This window comes from Streptomyces sp. NPDC002499 (assembly GCF_053595415.1).
On sequence record NZ_JBSFXO010000006.1, the window covers coordinates 242,571 to 260,403 of the forward strand.

General features: G+C 71.9%; 14 protein-coding genes. 5 read left to right on the forward strand and 9 right to left on the reverse strand.

Going from position 1 to position 17,833, the window contains the following annotated elements; all coding sequences use genetic code 11:
• Positions 1 to 3: 3 nt before the first annotated feature.
• From kdpB to ACWD5F_RS18305, 4 genes are all read right to left on the reverse strand, one after another.
• The gene (kdpB, locus tag ACWD5F_RS18290) at positions 4 to 2,103 is read right to left on the reverse strand and encodes a potassium-transporting ATPase subunit KdpB (protein WP_451255979.1); all 2,100 of its coding nucleotides are present in this window, start codon (positions 2,101 to 2,103) and stop codon (positions 4 to 6) included.
• A 29-nt stretch (positions 2,104 to 2,132) separates the two neighbouring features.
• On the reverse strand, positions 2,133 to 3,797 hold the full coding sequence (gene kdpA / locus ACWD5F_RS18295) for a potassium-transporting ATPase subunit KdpA (protein ID WP_451255457.1): 1,665 nt from the start codon (positions 3,795 to 3,797) through the stop codon (positions 2,133 to 2,135).
• 6 nt (positions 3,798 to 3,803) lie between these two features.
• Positions 3,804 to 3,893 carry a K(+)-transporting ATPase subunit F gene (gene kdpF, locus ACWD5F_RS18300; RefSeq protein WP_016434100.1) on the reverse strand — a complete coding sequence of 30 codons (90 nt, stop codon included), beginning with the start codon at positions 3,891 to 3,893 and terminating at the stop codon, positions 3,804 to 3,806.
• 239 nt (positions 3,894 to 4,132) lie between these two features.
• Positions 4,133 to 5,977 (reverse strand): APC family permease, encoded by a 1,845-nt coding sequence (locus ACWD5F_RS18305; protein WP_451255459.1) that lies wholly within the window; start codon positions 5,975 to 5,977, stop codon positions 4,133 to 4,135.
• 266 nt (positions 5,978 to 6,243) lie between these two features.
• Here ACWD5F_RS18305 and ACWD5F_RS18310 point away from each other — a divergent pair, with 266 nt between their 5' ends.
• Positions 6,244 to 6,777 (forward strand): hypothetical protein, encoded by a 534-nt coding sequence (locus tag ACWD5F_RS18310; protein ID WP_451255461.1) that lies wholly within the window; start codon positions 6,244 to 6,246, stop codon positions 6,775 to 6,777.
• Here ACWD5F_RS18310 and ACWD5F_RS18315 read toward each other — a convergent pair.
• The 3 genes from ACWD5F_RS18315 to ACWD5F_RS18325 are packed head-to-tail and all read right to left on the reverse strand — an operon-like array spanning position 6,755 to position 10,530.
• Positions 6,755 to 7,153 (reverse strand): hypothetical protein, encoded by a 399-nt coding sequence (locus ACWD5F_RS18315; RefSeq protein ID WP_451255463.1) that lies wholly within the window; start codon positions 7,151 to 7,153, stop codon positions 6,755 to 6,757. The genes ACWD5F_RS18310 and ACWD5F_RS18315 overlap by 23 nt on opposite strands.
• 32 nt (positions 7,154 to 7,185) lie before the next feature.
• Positions 7,186 to 7,953 carry a DUF4118 domain-containing protein gene (locus ACWD5F_RS18320; protein ID WP_451255465.1) on the reverse strand — a complete coding sequence of 256 codons (768 nt, stop codon included), beginning with the start codon at positions 7,951 to 7,953 and terminating at the stop codon, positions 7,186 to 7,188.
• A 21-nt stretch (positions 7,954 to 7,974) separates the two neighbouring features.
• The gene (locus ACWD5F_RS18325; RefSeq protein WP_451255467.1) at positions 7,975 to 10,530 is read right to left on the reverse strand and encodes an ATP-binding protein; all 2,556 of its coding nucleotides are present in this window, start codon (positions 10,528 to 10,530) and stop codon (positions 7,975 to 7,977) included.
• Positions 10,531 to 10,827: 297 nt separating this feature from the next.
• On the opposite strand from ACWD5F_RS18325, the gene ACWD5F_RS18330 reads away from it, so the two are divergent.
• The gene (locus tag ACWD5F_RS18330) at positions 10,828 to 11,874 is read left to right on the forward strand and encodes a glycoside hydrolase family 26 protein (RefSeq protein ID WP_451255469.1); all 1,047 of its coding nucleotides are present in this window, start codon (positions 10,828 to 10,830) and stop codon (positions 11,872 to 11,874) included.
• 21 nt (positions 11,875 to 11,895) lie between these two features.
• Here the strand turns inward: ACWD5F_RS18330 and ACWD5F_RS18335 are convergent, their stop codons facing one another.
• Together ACWD5F_RS18335 and ACWD5F_RS18340 are read right to left on the reverse strand one after the other, a co-directional pair.
• Positions 11,896 to 12,555, reverse strand: coding sequence for a response regulator transcription factor (locus tag ACWD5F_RS18335; RefSeq protein WP_451255471.1), 660 nt, complete (start codon positions 12,553 to 12,555; stop codon positions 11,896 to 11,898).
• Between the two features lie 63 nt (positions 12,556 to 12,618).
• Positions 12,619 to 13,914, reverse strand: coding sequence for a sensor histidine kinase (locus ACWD5F_RS18340; protein ID WP_451255473.1), 1,296 nt, complete (start codon positions 13,912 to 13,914; stop codon positions 12,619 to 12,621).
• Positions 13,915 to 14,097: 183 nt separating this feature from the next.
• Here ACWD5F_RS18340 and ACWD5F_RS18345 point away from each other — a divergent pair, with 183 nt between their 5' ends.
• The 3 genes from ACWD5F_RS18345 to ACWD5F_RS18355 all read left to right on the forward strand — a co-directional run bounded on the left by ACWD5F_RS18345 (position 14,098) and on the right by ACWD5F_RS18355 (position 17,752).
• The gene (locus ACWD5F_RS18345; protein WP_451255475.1) at positions 14,098 to 14,367 is read left to right on the forward strand and encodes a hypothetical protein; all 270 of its coding nucleotides are present in this window, start codon (positions 14,098 to 14,100) and stop codon (positions 14,365 to 14,367) included.
• Complete coding sequence (locus tag ACWD5F_RS18350; RefSeq protein WP_451255477.1) at positions 14,364 to 15,128, forward strand: ABC transporter ATP-binding protein; 765 nt, start codon at positions 14,364 to 14,366, stop codon at positions 15,126 to 15,128. Before ACWD5F_RS18345 ends, ACWD5F_RS18350 begins: the two co-directional genes overlap by 4 nt.
• A gap of 62 nt (positions 15,129 to 15,190) precedes the next feature.
• The gene (locus ACWD5F_RS18355) at positions 15,191 to 17,752 is read left to right on the forward strand and encodes an FtsX-like permease family protein (RefSeq protein ID WP_451255479.1); all 2,562 of its coding nucleotides are present in this window, start codon (positions 15,191 to 15,193) and stop codon (positions 17,750 to 17,752) included.
• The last annotated feature ends 81 nt before the right edge of the window (positions 17,753 to 17,833 follow it).

Consider the following 17,833-nt stretch of genomic DNA (forward strand, 5'->3'; position numbering starts at 1 on the left):
CGGTCAACCGATTCCGGGGATGAGTGAGATGAGCAGGTCGATGATCTTGATGCCGATGAACGGGACGATCAGTCCGCCGATGCCGTAGATCGCGAGGTTGCGCCGCAGCATCCGGTCCGCGCTGACCGGCCGGTACTGCACGCCCCGCAGGGACAGCGGCACCAGCGCGATGATGACCAGCGCGTTGAAGACGACGGCCGACAGGATCGCGGAGTCCGGCGAGGACAGGTCCATGATGTTGAGCTTGTCCAGGCCCGGGTAGACCGCCGCGAACAGCGCCGGGATGATCGCGAAGTACTTCGCGACGTCGTTGGCGATGGAGAACGTCGTCAACGCGCCTCGGGTGATGAGGAGTTGCTTGCCGATCTCGACGATCTCGATGAGCTTGGTCGGGTTCGAGTCGAGGTCGACCATGTTGCCGGCCTCCTTCGCGGCCGACGTGCCCGTGTTCATCGCCACGCCGACGTCCGCCTGAGCCAGCGCCGGCGCGTCGTTCGTGCCGTCGCCGGTCATCGCGACCAGCTTGCCGCCCGCCTGCTCCCGCTTGATGAGGGCCATCTTGTCCTCGGGAGTGGCCTCCGCGAGGAAGTCGTCGACGCCCGCCTCCTCGGCGATCGCCTTGGCGGTCAGCGGGTTGTCACCCGTGATCATGACGGTCTTGATGCCCATGCGGCGCAGTTCGTCGAACCGCTCGCGCATGCCGTCCTTGACGACGTCCTTGAGGTGGATGACGCCCAGCACCCGGGCGCCGTCGGTGTCTTCGACCGCCACGAGCAGCGGCGTGCCGCCCGCCCCGGCGATCCGCTCCGTCAACTCCTGCGCCTCGGCGGTGACATCGCCGCCCCGCTCCCGCACCCAGGTGACGACCGAACCGGCCGCGCCCTTGCGGATCTTGCGCCCGTCCACGTCGACGCCCGACATCCGGGTCTGCGCGGTGAACGCGACCCACTCGGCGTGCGCCAACTCGCCCTGGTGGCGCTCCCGCAGTCCGTACTTCTCCTTCGCCAGTACGACGACGGAGCGGCCCTCGGGCGTCTCGTCGGCCAGCGACGACAGCTGCGCCGCGTCCGCGAGTTCGGCCTCCGTCGTACCGCTCACCGGCACGAACTCCGAGGCCTGCCGGTTGCCCAGCGTGATGGTGCCCGTCTTGTCGAGCAGCAGCGTGGAGACGTCACCGGCGGCCTCGACCGCACGGCCCGACATGGCAAGGACGTTGCGCTGCACCAGCCGATCCATGCCGGCGATGCCGATCGCGGAGAGCAGGGCGCCGATGGTGGTCGGGATGAGGCAGACCAGCAGGGCGACCAGCACGATCATCGTCAGATGGGTGCCCGCGTAGTCCGCGAACGGCGGCAGGGTCGCCACCGCGAGCAGGAAGACGATCGTCAGCGAGGCCAGCAGGATGTTCAGCGCGATCTCGTTCGGCGTCTTCTGCCGGGCCGCGCCCTCGACCAGGGCGATCATGCGGTCGATGAAGGTCTCGCCGGGCTTCGTCGTGATCTTGATGACGATCCGGTCGGAGAGGACCTTCGTACCGCCGGTGACGGCCGAACGGTCGCCGCCGGACTCCCGGATGACGGGCGCCGACTCGCCGGTGATGGCCGACTCGTCGACCGACGCGACCCCTTCGACGACGTCACCGTCGCCGGGGATGACGTCACCGGCCTCGCACACGACCAGGTCACCGATCCTCAGCTCGGTGCCGGCCACCTGCTCCTCGCGCTCGCCGACCAGCCGCCGCGCGACGGTGTCGGTCTTGGCCTTGCGCAGGGTGTCGGCCTGCGCCTTGCCGCGGCCCTCGGCGACCGCCTCCGCCAGGTTGGCGAAGATCACGGTCAGCCACAGCCAGGCGCTGATCGTCCAGCCGAACCAGTCGCCCGGGTCTTTGAAGGAGAAGACCGTGGTCAGCAGGGACCCGATCCACACCACGAACATGACGGGCGACTTGATCATCACCCGCGGGTCGAGCTTGCGGACCGCGTCCGGCAGCGACCGCAGCAGCTGCTTCGGGTCGAACAGACCCGCGCCGACGCGGCTCTCGGCGGACTTGTGCCCGGTGGGTACGTCGCTGTGCGGCGCCCGGGTCGGAGTGGCTGTGGACATCGAGTCCTCTGACTTCTCTATACGGGTGCTCATGACGCCAGCCCCTCGGCCAGCGGTCCCAGCGCCAGGGCCGGGAAGTACGTCAGACCGACGATGATCAGGATCGCGCCCACCAGCAGGCCGGTGAACAGGGGCTTCTCGGTGCGCAGGGTGCCCGCGGTGACCGGCACCGGCTTCTGCTCGCCGAGCGAACCGGCCAGCGCGAGGACGAACACCATCGGCAGGAACCGGCCGAGCAGCATCGCGAGCCCGAGCATGGTGTTGTACCAGTCGGTGTTCGCGTTGAGACCGGCGAAGGCCGAGCCGTTGTTGTTGGCCGCCGAGGTGAAGGCGTACAGGACTTCCGAGAAGCCGTGCGCGCCCGAGTTGAGCATCGAGTCCGGCGGGGTGGGCAGGGCCATCGAGATCGCGGTGAAGACCAGCACCAGGGCCGGGGTGATCAGGATGTAGACGGCCGCCAGCTTGATCTCGCGGGAGCCGATCTTCTTGCCCAGGTATTCAGGCGTGCGGCCGACCATCAGTCCGGCGATGAACACCGCGATGATCGCCATGATGAGGATGCCGTAGAGGCCGGAGCCGGTACCGCCGGGCGCGATCTCGCCCAGCTGCATGCCCAGGATGGTGATGCCGCCGCCGAAGCCGGTGAACGACGAGTGGAAGGAGTCCACCGCACCCGTCGAGGTGAGCGTCGTGGACACCGCGAAGATCGACGAGGCGCCGACCCCGAAGCGGGTCTCCTTGCCCTCCAGCGCACCGCCGGCGATCTGCAGCGCGCCCTCGTGGTGGGCGAACTCGGTCCACATCATCAGGGCGACGAAGCCGACCCAGATGGTGGCCATGGTGGCGAGGATCGCGTAGCCCTGCTTCACGGAGCCGACCATGACGCCGAACGTGCGGGTGAGCGCGAACGGGATGACCAGCAGCAGGAAGATCTCGAACAGGTTGGTGAAGGGCGTCGGGTTCTCGAAGGGGTGGGCGGAGTTGGCGTTGAAGTAGCCGCCGCCGTTGGTGCCCAGCTCCTTGATGGCCTCCTGCGAGGCGACCGCGCCGCCGTTCCACTGCTGCTGGCCTCCCATGAACTGACCGACCTCGTGAATGCCGGAGAAGTTCTGGATGGCACCGCAGGCGACCAGCACGACCGCCGCGACGGCCGCCATCGGCACCAGGATGCGGATCGTGCCGCGCACCAGGTCGGACCAGAAGTTGCCCAGCTCACCGGTGCGCGCCCGGGCGAAGCCGCGCACCAGCGCCACCGCGACGGCGATACCGACGGCCGCGGAGACGAAGTTCTGCACGGCGAGCCCGGCGGTCTGCACGACGTGGCCCATGGCCTGTTCGCCGTAGTACGACTGCCAGTTGGTGTTGGACACGAAGGACGCGGCGGTGTTGAACGCCTGCGCCGGCTCGATCGAGGAGAAGCCCAGCGAGCCGGGCAGCACGCCCTGGATCCGCTGGAGCAGGTACAGGAACAGCACACCGACCAGGGAGAACCCGATGACCCCGCGCAGATAGGCGGGCCAGCGCATCTCGGTGTCGGGGTTGGCGCCGATGCCCTTGTAGATCCACTTCTCGACGCGCCAGTGCTTGTCGGAGGTGTAGACCCGGGCCATGTAGTTGCCGAGCGGGATGTAGGCGAGCGCCAGGGCGCCTATGAGGGCGAGCAGCTGGAGCACGCCGGCGAGTACGGGACCCATGGCGTCTCAGAACCTCTCCGGGAAGATCAGGGCGAGGACGAGATAGCCCAGCAGGGCGACGGCCACGACGAGGCCGACGATGTTCTCGGCGGTCACAGCTTGGTCACCCCCTTGGCGACGAGGGCCACCAGCGCGAAGACCGCGAGCGTGATGACTACGAAGGCCAGATCGGCCATCGCTGACTCCTGGGATGAGGTTCGGAAGATGAGGACGCTTAGAGCAAAACGCCTGTCAGAGCGGTTTCGGCCACCGTTGACGCCTCCCTTACGGCGGCGGGCGCTCCCTTGACGGGACTCTTACGACAGCGGCCCACGACCGCGTCTCATGACCTCGGCTCACGGCAGCCGGAACCGCAGCCGGCAGATGACCGCGTCGGTCTCCCGGCGCACGGCGTGGGCGACGACCGCGCCCCGCTGGTTCTGCAGCAGCCGCTGCCACAGCCGCTCCGGCTCCGTCTCGGGGATCAGCACGGTGACGCGGGTGGCCGGCTCGGTGGCGGCGACCTCACGGACGTAGGCGGCGATGGGGCGGCCCAGCGTGCGGTGCTCGCAGGCCAGGCGGACCAGGGGCACGCCCGGGTCCCAGTCGGCCCAGGCCCGTTCCAGGGCGTGCAGCTGGGCGCGGTCCTCGGGGTCGGGGTAGCAGACGGTCACCGCGCGGACCTCGTCGCCGAGGGAGGCGGCGGCGGTCAGTGCCTCGGAGGTGAGCCGGGAGAGCGAGGAGACGGGGACGATCACCAGGGAGCGCTCGCGGTGCGGAGCCTCGGGCACCCGGCCGAGACCGAGCCGCTCCCCGAGCCGGTCGTACGCCCGGTGCACGGCGACGAAGGCGGCGACGAGCACGGGCAGCGCCACCACGAGCAGCCAGGCCCCCTCCTCGAACTTGCTCGCCGTGACCACGACGGTGGCCACCCCGGTCAGCACCGCCCCGAACCCGTTCAGCAGCGCCTTGCCCCGCCACCCCTGACCCCGCTCGAGCCGCCAGTGCCGGACCATGCCGACCTGGGCGATGGTGAAGCCGACGAAGACGCCGATGGCGAAGAGCGGGACGAGGGTGTTGGTGTCGCCGCCGGAGAACACCAGCAGGGCGGCCGAGACGAGAGCGAGGGCGAGGACGCCGTGCCGGTGCACCTGGCGGTCGGCCTTCAGGGCGAAGACGTGCGGGAGGTAGTTGTCCCGGGCCAGCAGCTTCAGCAGCACCGGCAGCCCGCCGAAGGACGTGTTCGCCGACAGCGCCAGCAGGATCATCGTGGCGAACTGGACGACGTAGAAAGCCCAGTTGTGCCCGAAGGAGGCGTCCGCGAGTTGCGCGAGGACGGTGACGCCCGCGACCGGCTGGAGGTGGAAGCGGGAGATCAGCACCGACAGGCCGATCAGCATCAGACCGAGTACGGCACCGAGCGCGACCTCGGCCCGCTGGGCGCGCCGGGCGCGGGGGCGGCGGAAGGAGGGCACGGCATTCGCGATGGCCTCGACGCCGGTGAGGGCGCTGCACCCGGAGGCGAATGCTTTCAGCAGGAGCAGGGCGCCGACGGTGGTGGCGTTGTCGGCGAGCACGGAGGCGTGTCCGTCGGCGGCGGCGGTACTGACGGGAGCGGACCGAAAGAGCCCCACCCCGATCAGCACGAAGATCGCCCCGACGAACACGACGGTAGGCACGATGAAGGCCCGCGCGGACTCCACGATGCCCCGCAGATTCACCGCGGTGATCAACACGAGCACGGCCAGGCAGAGCCACAGCCGATCCGAGTACAGCGCCGGAAAGGCAGAGGTCAACGCGGCCACAACGGCCGTGACAGCCACAGCCACATTGAGTACGTAGTCCAGCACCAGGGAGGCGGCGGCCACCAGGCCGGTGCGCGCGCCGAGGTGGGTCCTGGCGACCGCGTAGGAGCCGCCGCCGTCCGGAAAGGCCGCGATGACCTGCCGGTACGAGGCGACCAGGACCGCCAGCAGGCCCGCGATGGCCAGCGTGACCGGCAGCGTGAACCCGAGCCCGTGCGCGCCGGCCGCGGCCAGCACCAGCACGATCGCCTCCGGCCCGTAGGCCACCGACGCCATCGCGTCCAGCGACAGCGCGGCGAGCCCCGTGACGGCGGTCAGCCGGTGCCGCTCACCGGTGTCGGGCGGCTCTTCGTCGGCGGGGGTCGCGCCGCCCGGCTCGAGGGTCAGGACGGACATGGGCACGTGCTCCTTCATCGGGCGTCCGGTTCCGCGCGCGAGGACTGGGGGCGCACGGTGCCCTCAGGTTCTGTCCGTTCCTGGCCTGGGCCGACGGATCCTTGCGGGTTCTTCGCGCGGAACGGGCCTTCTTTGACGGGGCGTTGACGGGTGGGGGTGCCCGTCGCAGTCGTACGGAATCCCGTCGGACAGAATCCCGTCAGAGTCGTATATGAGTCGCGTCAATGCCTGTCGTTCCGGCGCTTCGCTTCCTTACGGTCTCCGCTATGGAACGCGGTGACGACGACGTGAAGCGGCCACCCGAGGCCGTGCACGACCTGCGCTGGGCGGGCGACCTGCGGGACGCCGTGCGCTGCGCCGGCGTCCTGCTCGCGCTGCTCCTGCTGGTCGACTGGGGCGCGGGCCGCCTGGAGCCGTGGCGCTGCGCCCTCTGGCTCGGCCTGTCCCTGCTCCTGTTCGCCGTACTGTGCCCCGCCCGGGTGTCGGCCGGCGACAACTGGCTGTCCTCACGCGGCCTGCTGCGCGAGCGACGGGTACGGACCGACCTGCTGGTGTCGGTGGGCTGGCTGGACGGGGTGTCCCAACGGCTGGTGTTGCGCGACGCGTTGGACGGACGGGTGGAGATCGACCCCCAAGTCCTGGGCGACAACCCCCAGTTGTGGTTCCACCTGACGGAGGGCGCGCGACGATCGACGAACGCGGGCACGCTGAAGACCGGCGCGGTCACCCTGAACCGCCTCTCCCGCCGCATCGACCGGGAGACGGCTCAAGCGGTGTTCAGGAACTCGGGGTTGGAGTAGGCGTCTCGCACCGGTCACACAGCACCCGGTGGACCCGTCTGTTCTCACGCAGCGAGCCGTCCGCACCACAGCGCTCGCAGATGCCCGCACTGCGGTCGGCGAAGACATCGATGACGGCATGGAGGCGGGCATGCTCGGCAGCTGACCAGTTGCCGCCAGGTTTCCACGGCCGCGGAAAGGCCTGGAAAGCCAGGGTTCCCCACTTCTGCTTGACGGCCAGGAGCTCGTACTGCGGGAACTCGGCGACCACCGCCTGATGGCACTCAAGCACCAACTGCTGCCAGCCAGGACCCACACCGACGGTGTGCGAGGGGTCTCGCATGTGCCGCCTGACCGCCTCGAACACGTCGTCCGAAGCCGGGAAAATCTCAGCCATCCAGTCCCCCCACCCAGCGATGGACCCCGATCCTACGGTCGCCGGCCAGGAGCAAGCGCCGCCCCCGCCTGCTCCGCCAAGGTCACCGCGACCAGGCGTGCCCGCAACGGCGGTACGGGACCCGGGCCCGGGGTGAGCATGAAGCGGCCTATGTAGTGGCCGTTGCCGTAGGAGCGGAGTTCGATCTCGGTGTCGGGCCAGGTGTGGGCGCCGGTCACCGTGCCGTCCTCGCGGAGCCGGGGTGGACGGCCCAGGAGCGTGCCGTACTCGAAGCGGCAGGCCTGGAGGCCCAGGAGGCCGGTCAGTTCCGTGCGGACCTCGTCGACGACCGTGTCCGCCGAGCCCGGTGTCCGGGCCAGGGTCGCTATGCGGTGGAGGAGCGCCAGGTGCGCCGCGTCCGTCACCGTGACGACCTCCAAGCGGCGCGCGTACGCGGCCAGTTGGGACACGATCACGCCGACGATCAGGAGCAGTACGGCCGTCTCGACGTCGCCCGACGCGGTGATGTCGAAGGTCTCGTAGGGGCGGGTGGCGAAGAAGTCGAACCAGGCCGCCGCCGACAGCGCCGCGACCACGCCCGCCGTACGGCTGCCCAGCGCGGCGACGGCGACGACCACCACCACGAGGATCAGCGCCGCGTTCGTGGAGGAGAGGTGCGTGCGGAAGGGGACGAGGGCGAGAGCCACGAGGAAGGGGGCCAACAGGCTTGCGGCGACGGCGAGTTGGTTGCGGGACGGTTGGATTCCCCGGTCCGTTCGGGGCATTCTCCATGTGCCGGTGTGGGTCTCGGTGCTGCTCATGGTGGCACCTCCTGTGTCCGTCTACGTCCTGGCACCTCGCGGATCCGGGTGCGGATGCGGGTGCGGGTGTGGCTGCGCGTGCCGTACCGCCTGTGTGCTCCCCGTCGTCCGTTCCGCGAACGGCAGGGAGACGACCATGGTCAGACCGCCGCCCGGGGTGTCCTCCGGGGTGAGCGTGCCGTTCATCGCCTCGGTCAGGCCCCGCGCGAGGGCGAGGCCGAGGCCCAGGCCGGTGGTGTTGTCGGTGTCGCCGAGGCGCTGGAAGGGCTCGAAGAGCCGGTCCCGGCCGGCCGCCGGGAGGCCGGGGCCGCGGTCGACCACCCGCAGTTCGACCCGCCCCGCCAGGGCGCTCGCGGTGACCAGCACCGGCGTCCCCGGCGGCGTGTGCCGGGCCGCGTTGCCGGCCAGGTTGGCGATCACGCGCTCCAGGAGCGGCGGATCGGCGAGCACGGCCGGGATCGCCTCCACGTCCGCGACCACCACCTCGGGCACGTCGGAGAGGGCCATGGGCAGCACCTCCTCCAGGGCGGTGGCCCGCAGGTTGAGGGTGAGCGCGCCCGCTTCGAGGCGGCTCAGGTCGAGGAGGTTCTCCACCAGCCGGTTGAGCTTGGCCATCGACTCGTCGGCCGCGGCGAGCAGTTCGTCCCGGTCCTGCGGCGAGAACTCCACGTCCCGGCTGCGCAGCGAGGTCACCGCCGCCCAGCCCGCGGCGAGCGGGGTGCGCAGGTCGTGGCTGACGGCGCGCAGCAGCGCCGTACGCATCCGGTCGGCGGCCCGCACCGGCTCGATCTCCGCGGCGGCCTCGGCGAGTCGGGCCCGCTCCACCGCGGAACCCACGTGCGCGGCGAACGCGGCCAGGACGCGCCGCTCGGAGGAGGAGAGGGTGCGTCCGCGCAGCGCGAGATGGGCGCCGGGTCCGGCCGGTACGACGGTGACGCCGATGCTGTCCGAACCGTCCGGCCCGTCCGGCGGCTCGTCGACGAGTTCGGCGGACTCCATGCCGAAGGTCTCGCGGGTACGTTCCAGCAGGGCCGGAATGGTGGCGCCGCCGCGCACGATGCTGCCGGCCAGGGACGACATGGTCTCGGCCTCGGCGGTGGCCCGGGCGGAGCGGCGGGACAGTCTGAGGGAGCGGTCGACGACGGCGGCGACCGTGCCGGCGACGACCGCGAAGACACCGAGGGCGAGCAGGGCGTTGGGGTCGTCGAGCGTGAAGGAGCCGACCGGCGGGATGAACCAGTAGTTGAGCAGCAGCGAGGCCGTGACCGAGGCGATCAGGGCCGAGGCGACCCCTCCTATGCAGGCCACGCCCACCACGGTGAGCAGGAACAGCAGGGCCTCGCTGGTGAGGTTGACGGCCCCGCGCACCTGGGCGAGCACGACCGTCAGCAGCACCGGCAGCACGAGCCCCGCCACCGGCCCCGCGATCATCCGGCGCGGGGACAGGGTGCGGCGCCGGGACGGCAGCAGCGTGCCGCGCCCCGCCCGCTCGTGGGTGACGCGGTGGACGTCGATGTCGCCGGACAGCTCGGTCACGGTCTCCCCGGTGCCGGGCCCGGTGAGGAACCGCTCCAGCCGGCCCCGCCGACTCGTGCCCAGCACCAGCTGGGTGGCGTTCTCGGCCCGCGCGAACTCCACCAGCGCGGTGGCGATGCCGTCGCCGACCACCGAGTGGTAGCTGCCGCCGAGGTCCTCGACCAGGCGCCGCTGGCGGGCGAGCGAGGCGTGCGAGACGCCGGCCGCGAGGCCGTCGCTGCGGGCCACGTGCACGGCGAGCAGATCGCCGCCGGCCGACCGGGCGGCGATGCGGGCGGCCCGTCGTACGAGCGTGTCCCCCTCCGTGCCGCCGGTCAGCGCGACGACGACCCGTTCCCGGGTCTCCCACACCCGCCCGATGCCGTGCCGGGTCCGGTAGTCCTGGAGTGCCTCGTCGACACGGTCGGCGACCCAGAGCAGCGCGAGTTGGCGCAGGGCGGTGAGATTGCCGGTGCGGAAGTAGTTGGCGAGGGCGGCGTCGACCTTCTCCGGCGCGTACACGTTGCCGTGCGCCATCCGGCGCCGCAGTCCCTCCGGGGGCATGTCCACCAACTCGACCTGGTGGGCCCGGCGTACCACGTCGTCGGGCACCGTCTCGTGCTGCGGCACGTCGGTGATCCGCTCGACGACGTCGTTGAGGGACTCCAGGTGCTGGATGTTGAGCGCGGTGACCACGTCGATCCCGGCGGCGAGCAGCACCTCGATGTCCTGCCACCGCTTGGGATTGCGTCCCCCGCCGGGCACGTTCGTGTGCGCGAACTCGTCGACGATCGCCACCTCGGGCCGCCGCGCGAGCACGGCGGCGAGGTCCATCTCCTCGAACTCCCCGCCCCGGTACGCGCATCGGGCGCGCGGCACGACCTCGAGGCCCGCCAGCATCGCCTCGGTGCGCGGCCGGCCGTGGCACTCGGCGAACCCCACCACCACGTCCGCGCCCCGCGCGGCACGCCGCCGGCCCTCGTCGAGCATCCGGTAGGTCTTGCCGACGCCCGGGGCCGCCCCGAGGTAGACCTTCAGCCGTCCGGCCCGTACATCAGTCATCGCCGCCGACGCGCTCCGCTCACTGGCTCGACCCCCGGGGGTTCGCTGTCCGCGGGCCCGGTTCCCGCGGGAGGAGGATCACTCCTTCTACGGAAGCCCCTCGGACCCCTGGCCGGGGCTCGCGTTAGCGGTTCCTTGGCGCGGGGCGGGGGGACATTGACACGGTCTTGACGCCCGCCCCGAGGGAGGAACCGTCCGGCGGTCGTCGCAGGTGGGCCCGCGCCGCGTTACCCCGAACGGCCGTACGTCGTTTCCGTCAGGGCGGCGCGGCCGCCGCCCAGGACAGGAGACGGATCAGTGACCCCGGACGGCACCTGCGGCATACGGCGCCTGGCACTGACCCTGCTCGCCGCGCTCCTCGCCCTGGCCGCACTGGTGGGACCGGCGAGCACGCCCCTTGGTGGGGGCGGAACAGCTGAGGACGGAACGGGCGAGGACGGGATGTACGCGTCCGGCGCGCCGGCGTCCCGCCCCTCCGCCGCCCCCTTCGGCGCGTACCTCGGCTACGGCCCCGCAGGCGTCCGGCGGATCGCCGGCCTGGCGGGCTGGCTCGGGCCGGGGGCGCCCGCGCCCCAGGTCGGCCGCGAGTACCTGCCGGGAGACCGCTGGAGGGGCATCGAGGGATCGGACGCCCAGCTGTCGGACTGGGGCACCTGGCGCCGGGCCCGCCCGGACCGCCTCTTCGTCCTCAACGTCCCGATGCTGCCCCGCAACGAGGCCCACCTCCCCGACCGGACGGTCCGCACGGAACTCCGCCGCGGCGCGCAGGGCCGCTACGACCCCCACTTCCGCGCCCTCGCCGAACGCCTGGTCCGCCTCGGCCTCCCGGACACCGTCCTCGTCATCGGCTGGGAGATGAACGGCATCACGTACACCCACCGCTGCGGCCCGGACCCGGCGGCCTGGCGGACGTACTGGCGTCGAATCGTCACCTCCATGCGGGCGGTCCCCGGCCAGCACTTCCGCTTCGACTTCGCCCCCAACCGCGGCCGCGACGCCGTCCCTTGGCCCCGCTGCTACCCCGGCGACCGCTACGTCGACATCATCGGCATGGACGCCTACGACTCCCCGCACGCGATGCCCTTCCGCACCCAACTCCGCGAACCGTACGGCTTGGCGGCCCAACTCCGCTTCGCCCGAGCGCACGGCAAGCCGGTGTCGTACCCGGAGTGGGGCCTGTACAAGAACGGCGACAACCCGACGTACATGAGAGGAATGCTCGCCTGGATCGCCCGCGTCCGCCCGGTCTACCAGTCGATCACGGACTACTGCCCGCACGGGGTGTGGAGGTGCGGGGCCCATCCGCGGTCTTCGGCTGTGTATCGGCGGGAGATGGGGCGTTGACCCGTGGATCGGTCGACCCGGTCACCGCGCCCGGCGCGACTCCTCCAAGTACTGGAGTACCGCTGCCACTCGGCGGTCCACCTGGTCCGTCGGGGAGAGGTCGAGTTTGGCGAAGATGTTGCGGATGTGTTTGTGGACGGCGCCGTCGGTGACGACGAGGCGTTCGGCGATGGCGGTGTTGCCGAGACCCTCGGCCATGAGGGTCAGGACGTCCCGTTCGCGGGGGCTGAGGCGGTCGAGGCGGGTGTCCTGGTGGGAGCGGGTGAAGAGCTGGGCGACGACCTCGGGGTCGATGGCCGTGCCGCCGGCGGCGACGCGGTGCAGGGCGTCGAGGAACTCCTCGACCCGGCCGACCCGTTCCTTGAGGAGATAACCGAGGCCGTTCACCCCGCCGCTCAACAGCTCGGTGGCGAAGCTCTGTTCGACGTACGCCGACAGGACGAGCACGGCGAGTCCGGGGTGTCTGCGCCTGGCCTCCACCGCCGCGCGGATCCCCTCGTCGGTGTGGGTGGGCGGCATCCGTACGTCGAGGATCGCCACGTCCGGCTTGTGGGTGTCGATGGCGGCCAGGGCCTCCTCGGCGTTGCCGGCCTTCGCCACCACGTCGAGCCCCTCCGCCCCCAGCAGCAGGGCCACGCCCTCCCGCAGCAACGGGTCGTCCTCGGCCATCACCACGCGCATGTCAGTGTCCAGTCCTCAGTTCATGTCGGCACGTCGACTGCCGCTATTAACAGTCGATTGCCTTTATCCACAGGGGAGTTCGGCCTCCAGCCGCGTCGGACCACCCCTCGGGCTCGTGACGCGGAGCGTACCGTCGAGGGCCGCGATCCGGCGGCGGATGCCGGTCAGACCGGAGCCGCCGTTCTCGTCGGCGCCCCCGCGGCCGTCGTCCTCGACGAGCAGCCGCAGGCGTCCGCCGTGCGCGCGGACCGTGACCGTCGCCCGGGTCGCGCCGCTGTGCTTGGCGATGTTCGTCAGCGCCTCCGCGACCACGAAGTACGCCGTCGCCTCCACGGACGCCGCACACCGCTGCGGTACGTCCACGTCCGTCCGGCACGGCACCGCGCACTCCGCCGCGAGCCCCGAGAGCGCGCCCGCCAGACCCCGGTCGTCCAGGACCGGCGGGAGGATGCTGCGGGAGACGCTGCGCAGTTCGGCGAGGGCGTGTTCGGCGGCGGACTGGGCGCGTTCGAGGAGTTCGTCGACGGCCTCCGGATCGCGGGCCACCCGGCGACGGGCCGCGCCCAGCAACACCGTGACGGTGACGAGCCTGTTCTGGGTGCCGTCGTGCAACGAGCGCTCGATACGCCGGAGTTCGGTCGCGTGGGCGTCCAGCGCGGCGGCCCGCGTGGCCGTCAGCTCCGCGACCCGCAGCGAGAGATCGACGTCCGGGCCGGCCGCCAGCAGGCGACGGCCCGGACCCGCCTGCAACCGCGCCATCGCCGGGCTCAGGCCCAGCACGATCGCGATCCAGCCCACGCCCAGCGGCAGCACGGCGAGCGCGTCCAGCCAGGAGTGCGCGCTCCCGATCCCGATCGACGTACTCGTCCCGCCCTCCGGCAGCAGCTTCCACCACAGGGGAAACGTGCTGTCGCGCACGGCGGACAACGGGAGGACGACTCCCAGGAAGCCCAGCAGCAGGCCCAGGCTCGCGTGCCGGGCCGCCCAGCGCAGCTCGCGGCGGGTGGTGGCGTCGGTGAGGGCGACCCGTAGGCGGGTGGGCGGTGGTTCGGGGGCGATCACCTCGGGGCCGGTCCGGTCCAGGCGGGCGCGTTCCCGACCGGCCAGCGCGTGCAGCGCGCGCAACGCCGGAGGCGCGAGGAGCAGGCCCACGCCGACGAGCGCGGTCACCGTCGTCACCGCCAGCAGGGCCAGCACGCCCAGCGCCAGGACCGCCGTGCCGAACCCGCCGGCCAGCTGCGAGATCGCGGCCCCGGCCGCCTTCACGGTGCGTACGACGGTTTCCTGAACCGTCGCCCTCGGCGGCGAAGGCGGTGTCGCAGTGGGCGTCGACGTCGATATCGCGGGCGCGTCCGTCATCGGCTCGGCCCTCCTCTCGTCGCGGACGACCTTATGAGGGAAAGGAGTCCGCCGTCGCCCTTCCTGGCGGGAAGTACAGCCTGCTGTACCTCGAACCCGGCGGCCCACGGGATCGGCCGCGAGGGGTCCCGATCCATAGCGTTTGGGCACGTCAGCAACCCCGACCGCCCACAGGAGATTCCGATGGCGCACACGGACCCCTACCGCTTCACCTCCACGGCCCCCACCCCCACCCACGTCTCCGACACAGCCTCCGCCGACACCTCGGACACCATCACCCGCGCCGACGTCGCCCGGACCCTGCTCTGGGCCCTCGTCGTGATCAGCGCCGTCACCAACATGGCGCTCTCCTACGGTGGTTCGGGCACCGTGCCGCACCTGGCTGCCGGCATCGTCACCGTCCTGTCCGCCGGCACGCTGGTCGTGCGCAGCCTGCGAGGACGACGCCGGTGAACACTCGATTCGCGGCGAACCCGCCCGCCCAGCACGCCACCCCCACCCCCGCCATCGCCCTCGAACACGTCGCCAAGACCTACGCCGGCGGCGTCCACGCCCTCGCCGACGTCTCGCTCACCGTCCCGCGCGGCACCTTCCTCGCCGTGATGGGGCCGTCCGGTTCCGGCAAGAGCACCCTGATGCACTGCGCCGCGGGACTGGACTCGCCGACCTCGGGCAGCATCCGCATCGACGGCCACGAGATCGCCGGGCTGAACGAGACCCGCCGTACCGAACTGCGCCGCGAGCGCGTCGGTTTCGTCTTCCAGGCCTACAACCTGATCCCCTCCCTCAGCATCGCCGACAACATCACGCTCCCCCTGCGCCTCGCGGGCCGCCGCCCCGACGACCAGTGGCTGCACACCCTGGTGAACCGGGTCGGCCTCGCCGACCGCCTCACCCACCGCCCCGCGGAACTCTCCGGCGGCCAGCAGCAACGCGCCGCCGTGGTGCGGGCGTTGGCGGCCAAACCCGCCGTCGTGTTCGCGGACGAACCGACCGGCGCGCTCGATCTGCGCAGCGCCCACCAGGTCCTGGACCTGCTGCGCGACCTCGTCGACGAGCTGGGTCAGACGGTGGTCATGGTCACCCACGACCCGGCCGCCGCGGCCCGCGCGCACCGCGCCCTGGTGATGGCCGACGGGCAGGTCGTCGAGTCCCTGGACAACCCGACCGCCCCCGAACTGGCCGACCGGCTCGTCGCCTTGGGCGAGAAGTAGCGAAACGCAGAGAGCCGTAGCGGGAAACAGAGAGACGCAGAGAGACAGGGACAGACACAGACATGCTGCACTTCGCCTGGCGCATGGCCGCCCACCGCATCACCTCCCTGCTCGCCGTGGCGTGCGCGGTGCTGGGCGGTGCCGCCCTCATCACCACGACCGGCGTACTGGCCGAGTCCGGACTCAGTTCCCAGCTCCCGCCGGGCCGCCTCGGCGGCGCGAACGTCGTCGTCGCCGCCGACCAGGAGTTCCACTCCGACGGCGAGATGCCGATCGCCCTGCCCGAACGCGCCACCGTCCCGGCCGAGTTGGTCGGCAGGCTCGCCGGACTGCCGGGCGTCACCGCGGCCGTCGGCGACATCGGCTTCCCCGCCGGACTCGTCGACGCCCACGGCACGGTCGTCCCCCTGGCCGACGACCCCGCTTCCGCGGGCCACGGCTGGTCCTCCACGAAGCTGCTCTCCCGGCCCCGCGTCGAGGGCCGCGCGCCGACGGGCTCGGGCGAGATCGCGGTCGCCGCCGGGACCGGTCTGCGGGTCGGCGACCGTGTCGAGGTCATCGCCGATGGCCGCCCCGCCGCCCCGTACCGGGTCTCCGCGCTGGTCCAAGCCCCGGGCGCCGGCGTCTACTTCGCGGACGAGACCGCCCTACGCCTGTCCGGACGCGGGAGCGGGAACGCCACCGGTACGGCCGACCCCCGCGCCGGCACCGTCGACCTCATAGGCCTGCGCACCAAACCCGGCACCGAGGAATGGGTCGTCTCCGCCGTCCGGAACCGGCTCAACGGCACCACCGAAGGCACCGGCCTCAAGGTCCTGACCGGCGCCGACCGCGGGGACGCGGTGGCCCCCGGCATCGGTTCGGCCCGTTCCCTCCTCGTCCTGCTGTCCACGTCCCTCGCCGGCATCGTGCTGCTGATCACCGGCTTCGTCACGGCGGGCGCGTTGGGGGTCACGATCGCCGGGCAGCGCCGTGACCTGGCCCTGATGCGGGCGGTCGGGGCAACACCCCGGCAGATCAGGCGACTTGCCGCGACGCAGTCGACGATCGTGGCGGCGGTGGCGCTGGTGCCGGGGATCGGCCTCGGCTATGTACTCGCCGGGCGGTTCCGCACGCTCCTGACCGACCACGGGGTACTGCCACCCGAACTCCCGCTCACCGTCAGCGCGTTGCCGGCCCTCGCCACCCTCCTCCTCATGGGCGCGTCCGTGCAGATCTCGGCCCGCTGCGCCGCCTGGCGCACCTCGCGGATGCCCGCCACCGAGGCCGTCGCCGAGTCGCGCGTGGAACCGCGCAAGCCGTCCAAGGCCCGCACGAGCGGTGGACTGGTGCTGATCCTGGGGGCGTTCACGCTGTCGGTGACACCGCTCTTCGCCCGGACCGCGATCGGTGCCTCGACGACCTCCATGGCCGGGATCCTGGCCGCGATCGGCCTGGCGCTGGCCGGTCCCGCCCTGGTCAAGGGCATGGGCGACGCGATGGCGCGCCGGCTGCGGCCGAGGGTCGCGGCGCCGACCTGGCTCGCGGTGGCGAACGTACGCGGGTACGCGCAGCGGTTGTCCGGCGTGGTCAGCCCGCTCGCGATGGTGGTCGTGTTCGTGCTGACGTACGCCCTCGCGCAGACCACCGTCATGGCCGCCACCTCGGACGACACCCGGACGGGGACCCTGGCCCAGTTCCGGGTGAGCGCGCCCGGTCTCGGCGGGCTGCCGGCCGGGACCGCCCAGGCCGTGCGCGAGGTGCCGGGGGTGCGGGCGGCGGCGGCCGTCGGATCGACCACCGTGGTGGTGCGGTACAAGGAGTTCGGGAGCGCGCCGACGACCGACTCGGCCACCGCGCAGATCCTCTCGCCGGGCGCGGCGGGCGTGATCGACCTCGGGGTGCGGGAGGGCGACCCGAACCGCCTCACCGGCGCCACGGTCGCCGTCAGCGACGAGGCCGCGCGCTCGTTCGGGGCCGGGGTGGGCGACCGGGTGCGGCTGGTGCTGGGGGACGGAACGCCGGTTCGGGCGCGGGTGGTCGCGGTGTACGACCGGGGACTCGGGTTCGGCCCGCTGGTGCTGTCCCGCGACCTCGCCGCCGGTCACACCTCCACGAATCTGGACCCGAGCGTCCTCGTCCGCACCGACGGCAGCGCCGCGACCGAACACCGGCTCGATCAACTCGTCGCCGCCCGGCCCGGGTTGACGCTCGCGCCCACCGACGGGGTCGACACCGGCCAGGACACCCCGCCGCAGGTCTGGATCAACCTCGCGGTGGTCGTCGTCCTGCTCGGCTATCTCCTCCTCAGCATCGCCAACAAGCTGGTGGCGGCGACGTCCCAGCGGCGTGGGGAGATCGGAGCGCTGCGTCTGGTGGGAACGACCCCGCGCCAGGTCCGCGCGATGATGCGCCGTGAAGCCGCGGTGATCGCCGTGACCGCGCTCGCCTCCGGGCTCGTGCTGTCCGCGGTGCCGCTCGCGCTGCTGGGGCAGGGGTTCCTCGGGCACCCCTGGCCGGCCGGTCCGGTGTGGCTGCTCCCGGCGATCGCGGCGACGGTGGTCGTGACGGCGTTCGCGACGGTGGAGTTCCCGACCAGGCGGGCGTTGCGGACGGCGCCGGCGAGTGCGGTGAAGGCCGGTTAGGTCCGGTGATGGTAAAGAACCTTGACAGACAATTGGTCTAGTCCAACGATAGGCGCTGCCCGTTCAGGCCACCCTCCTCCT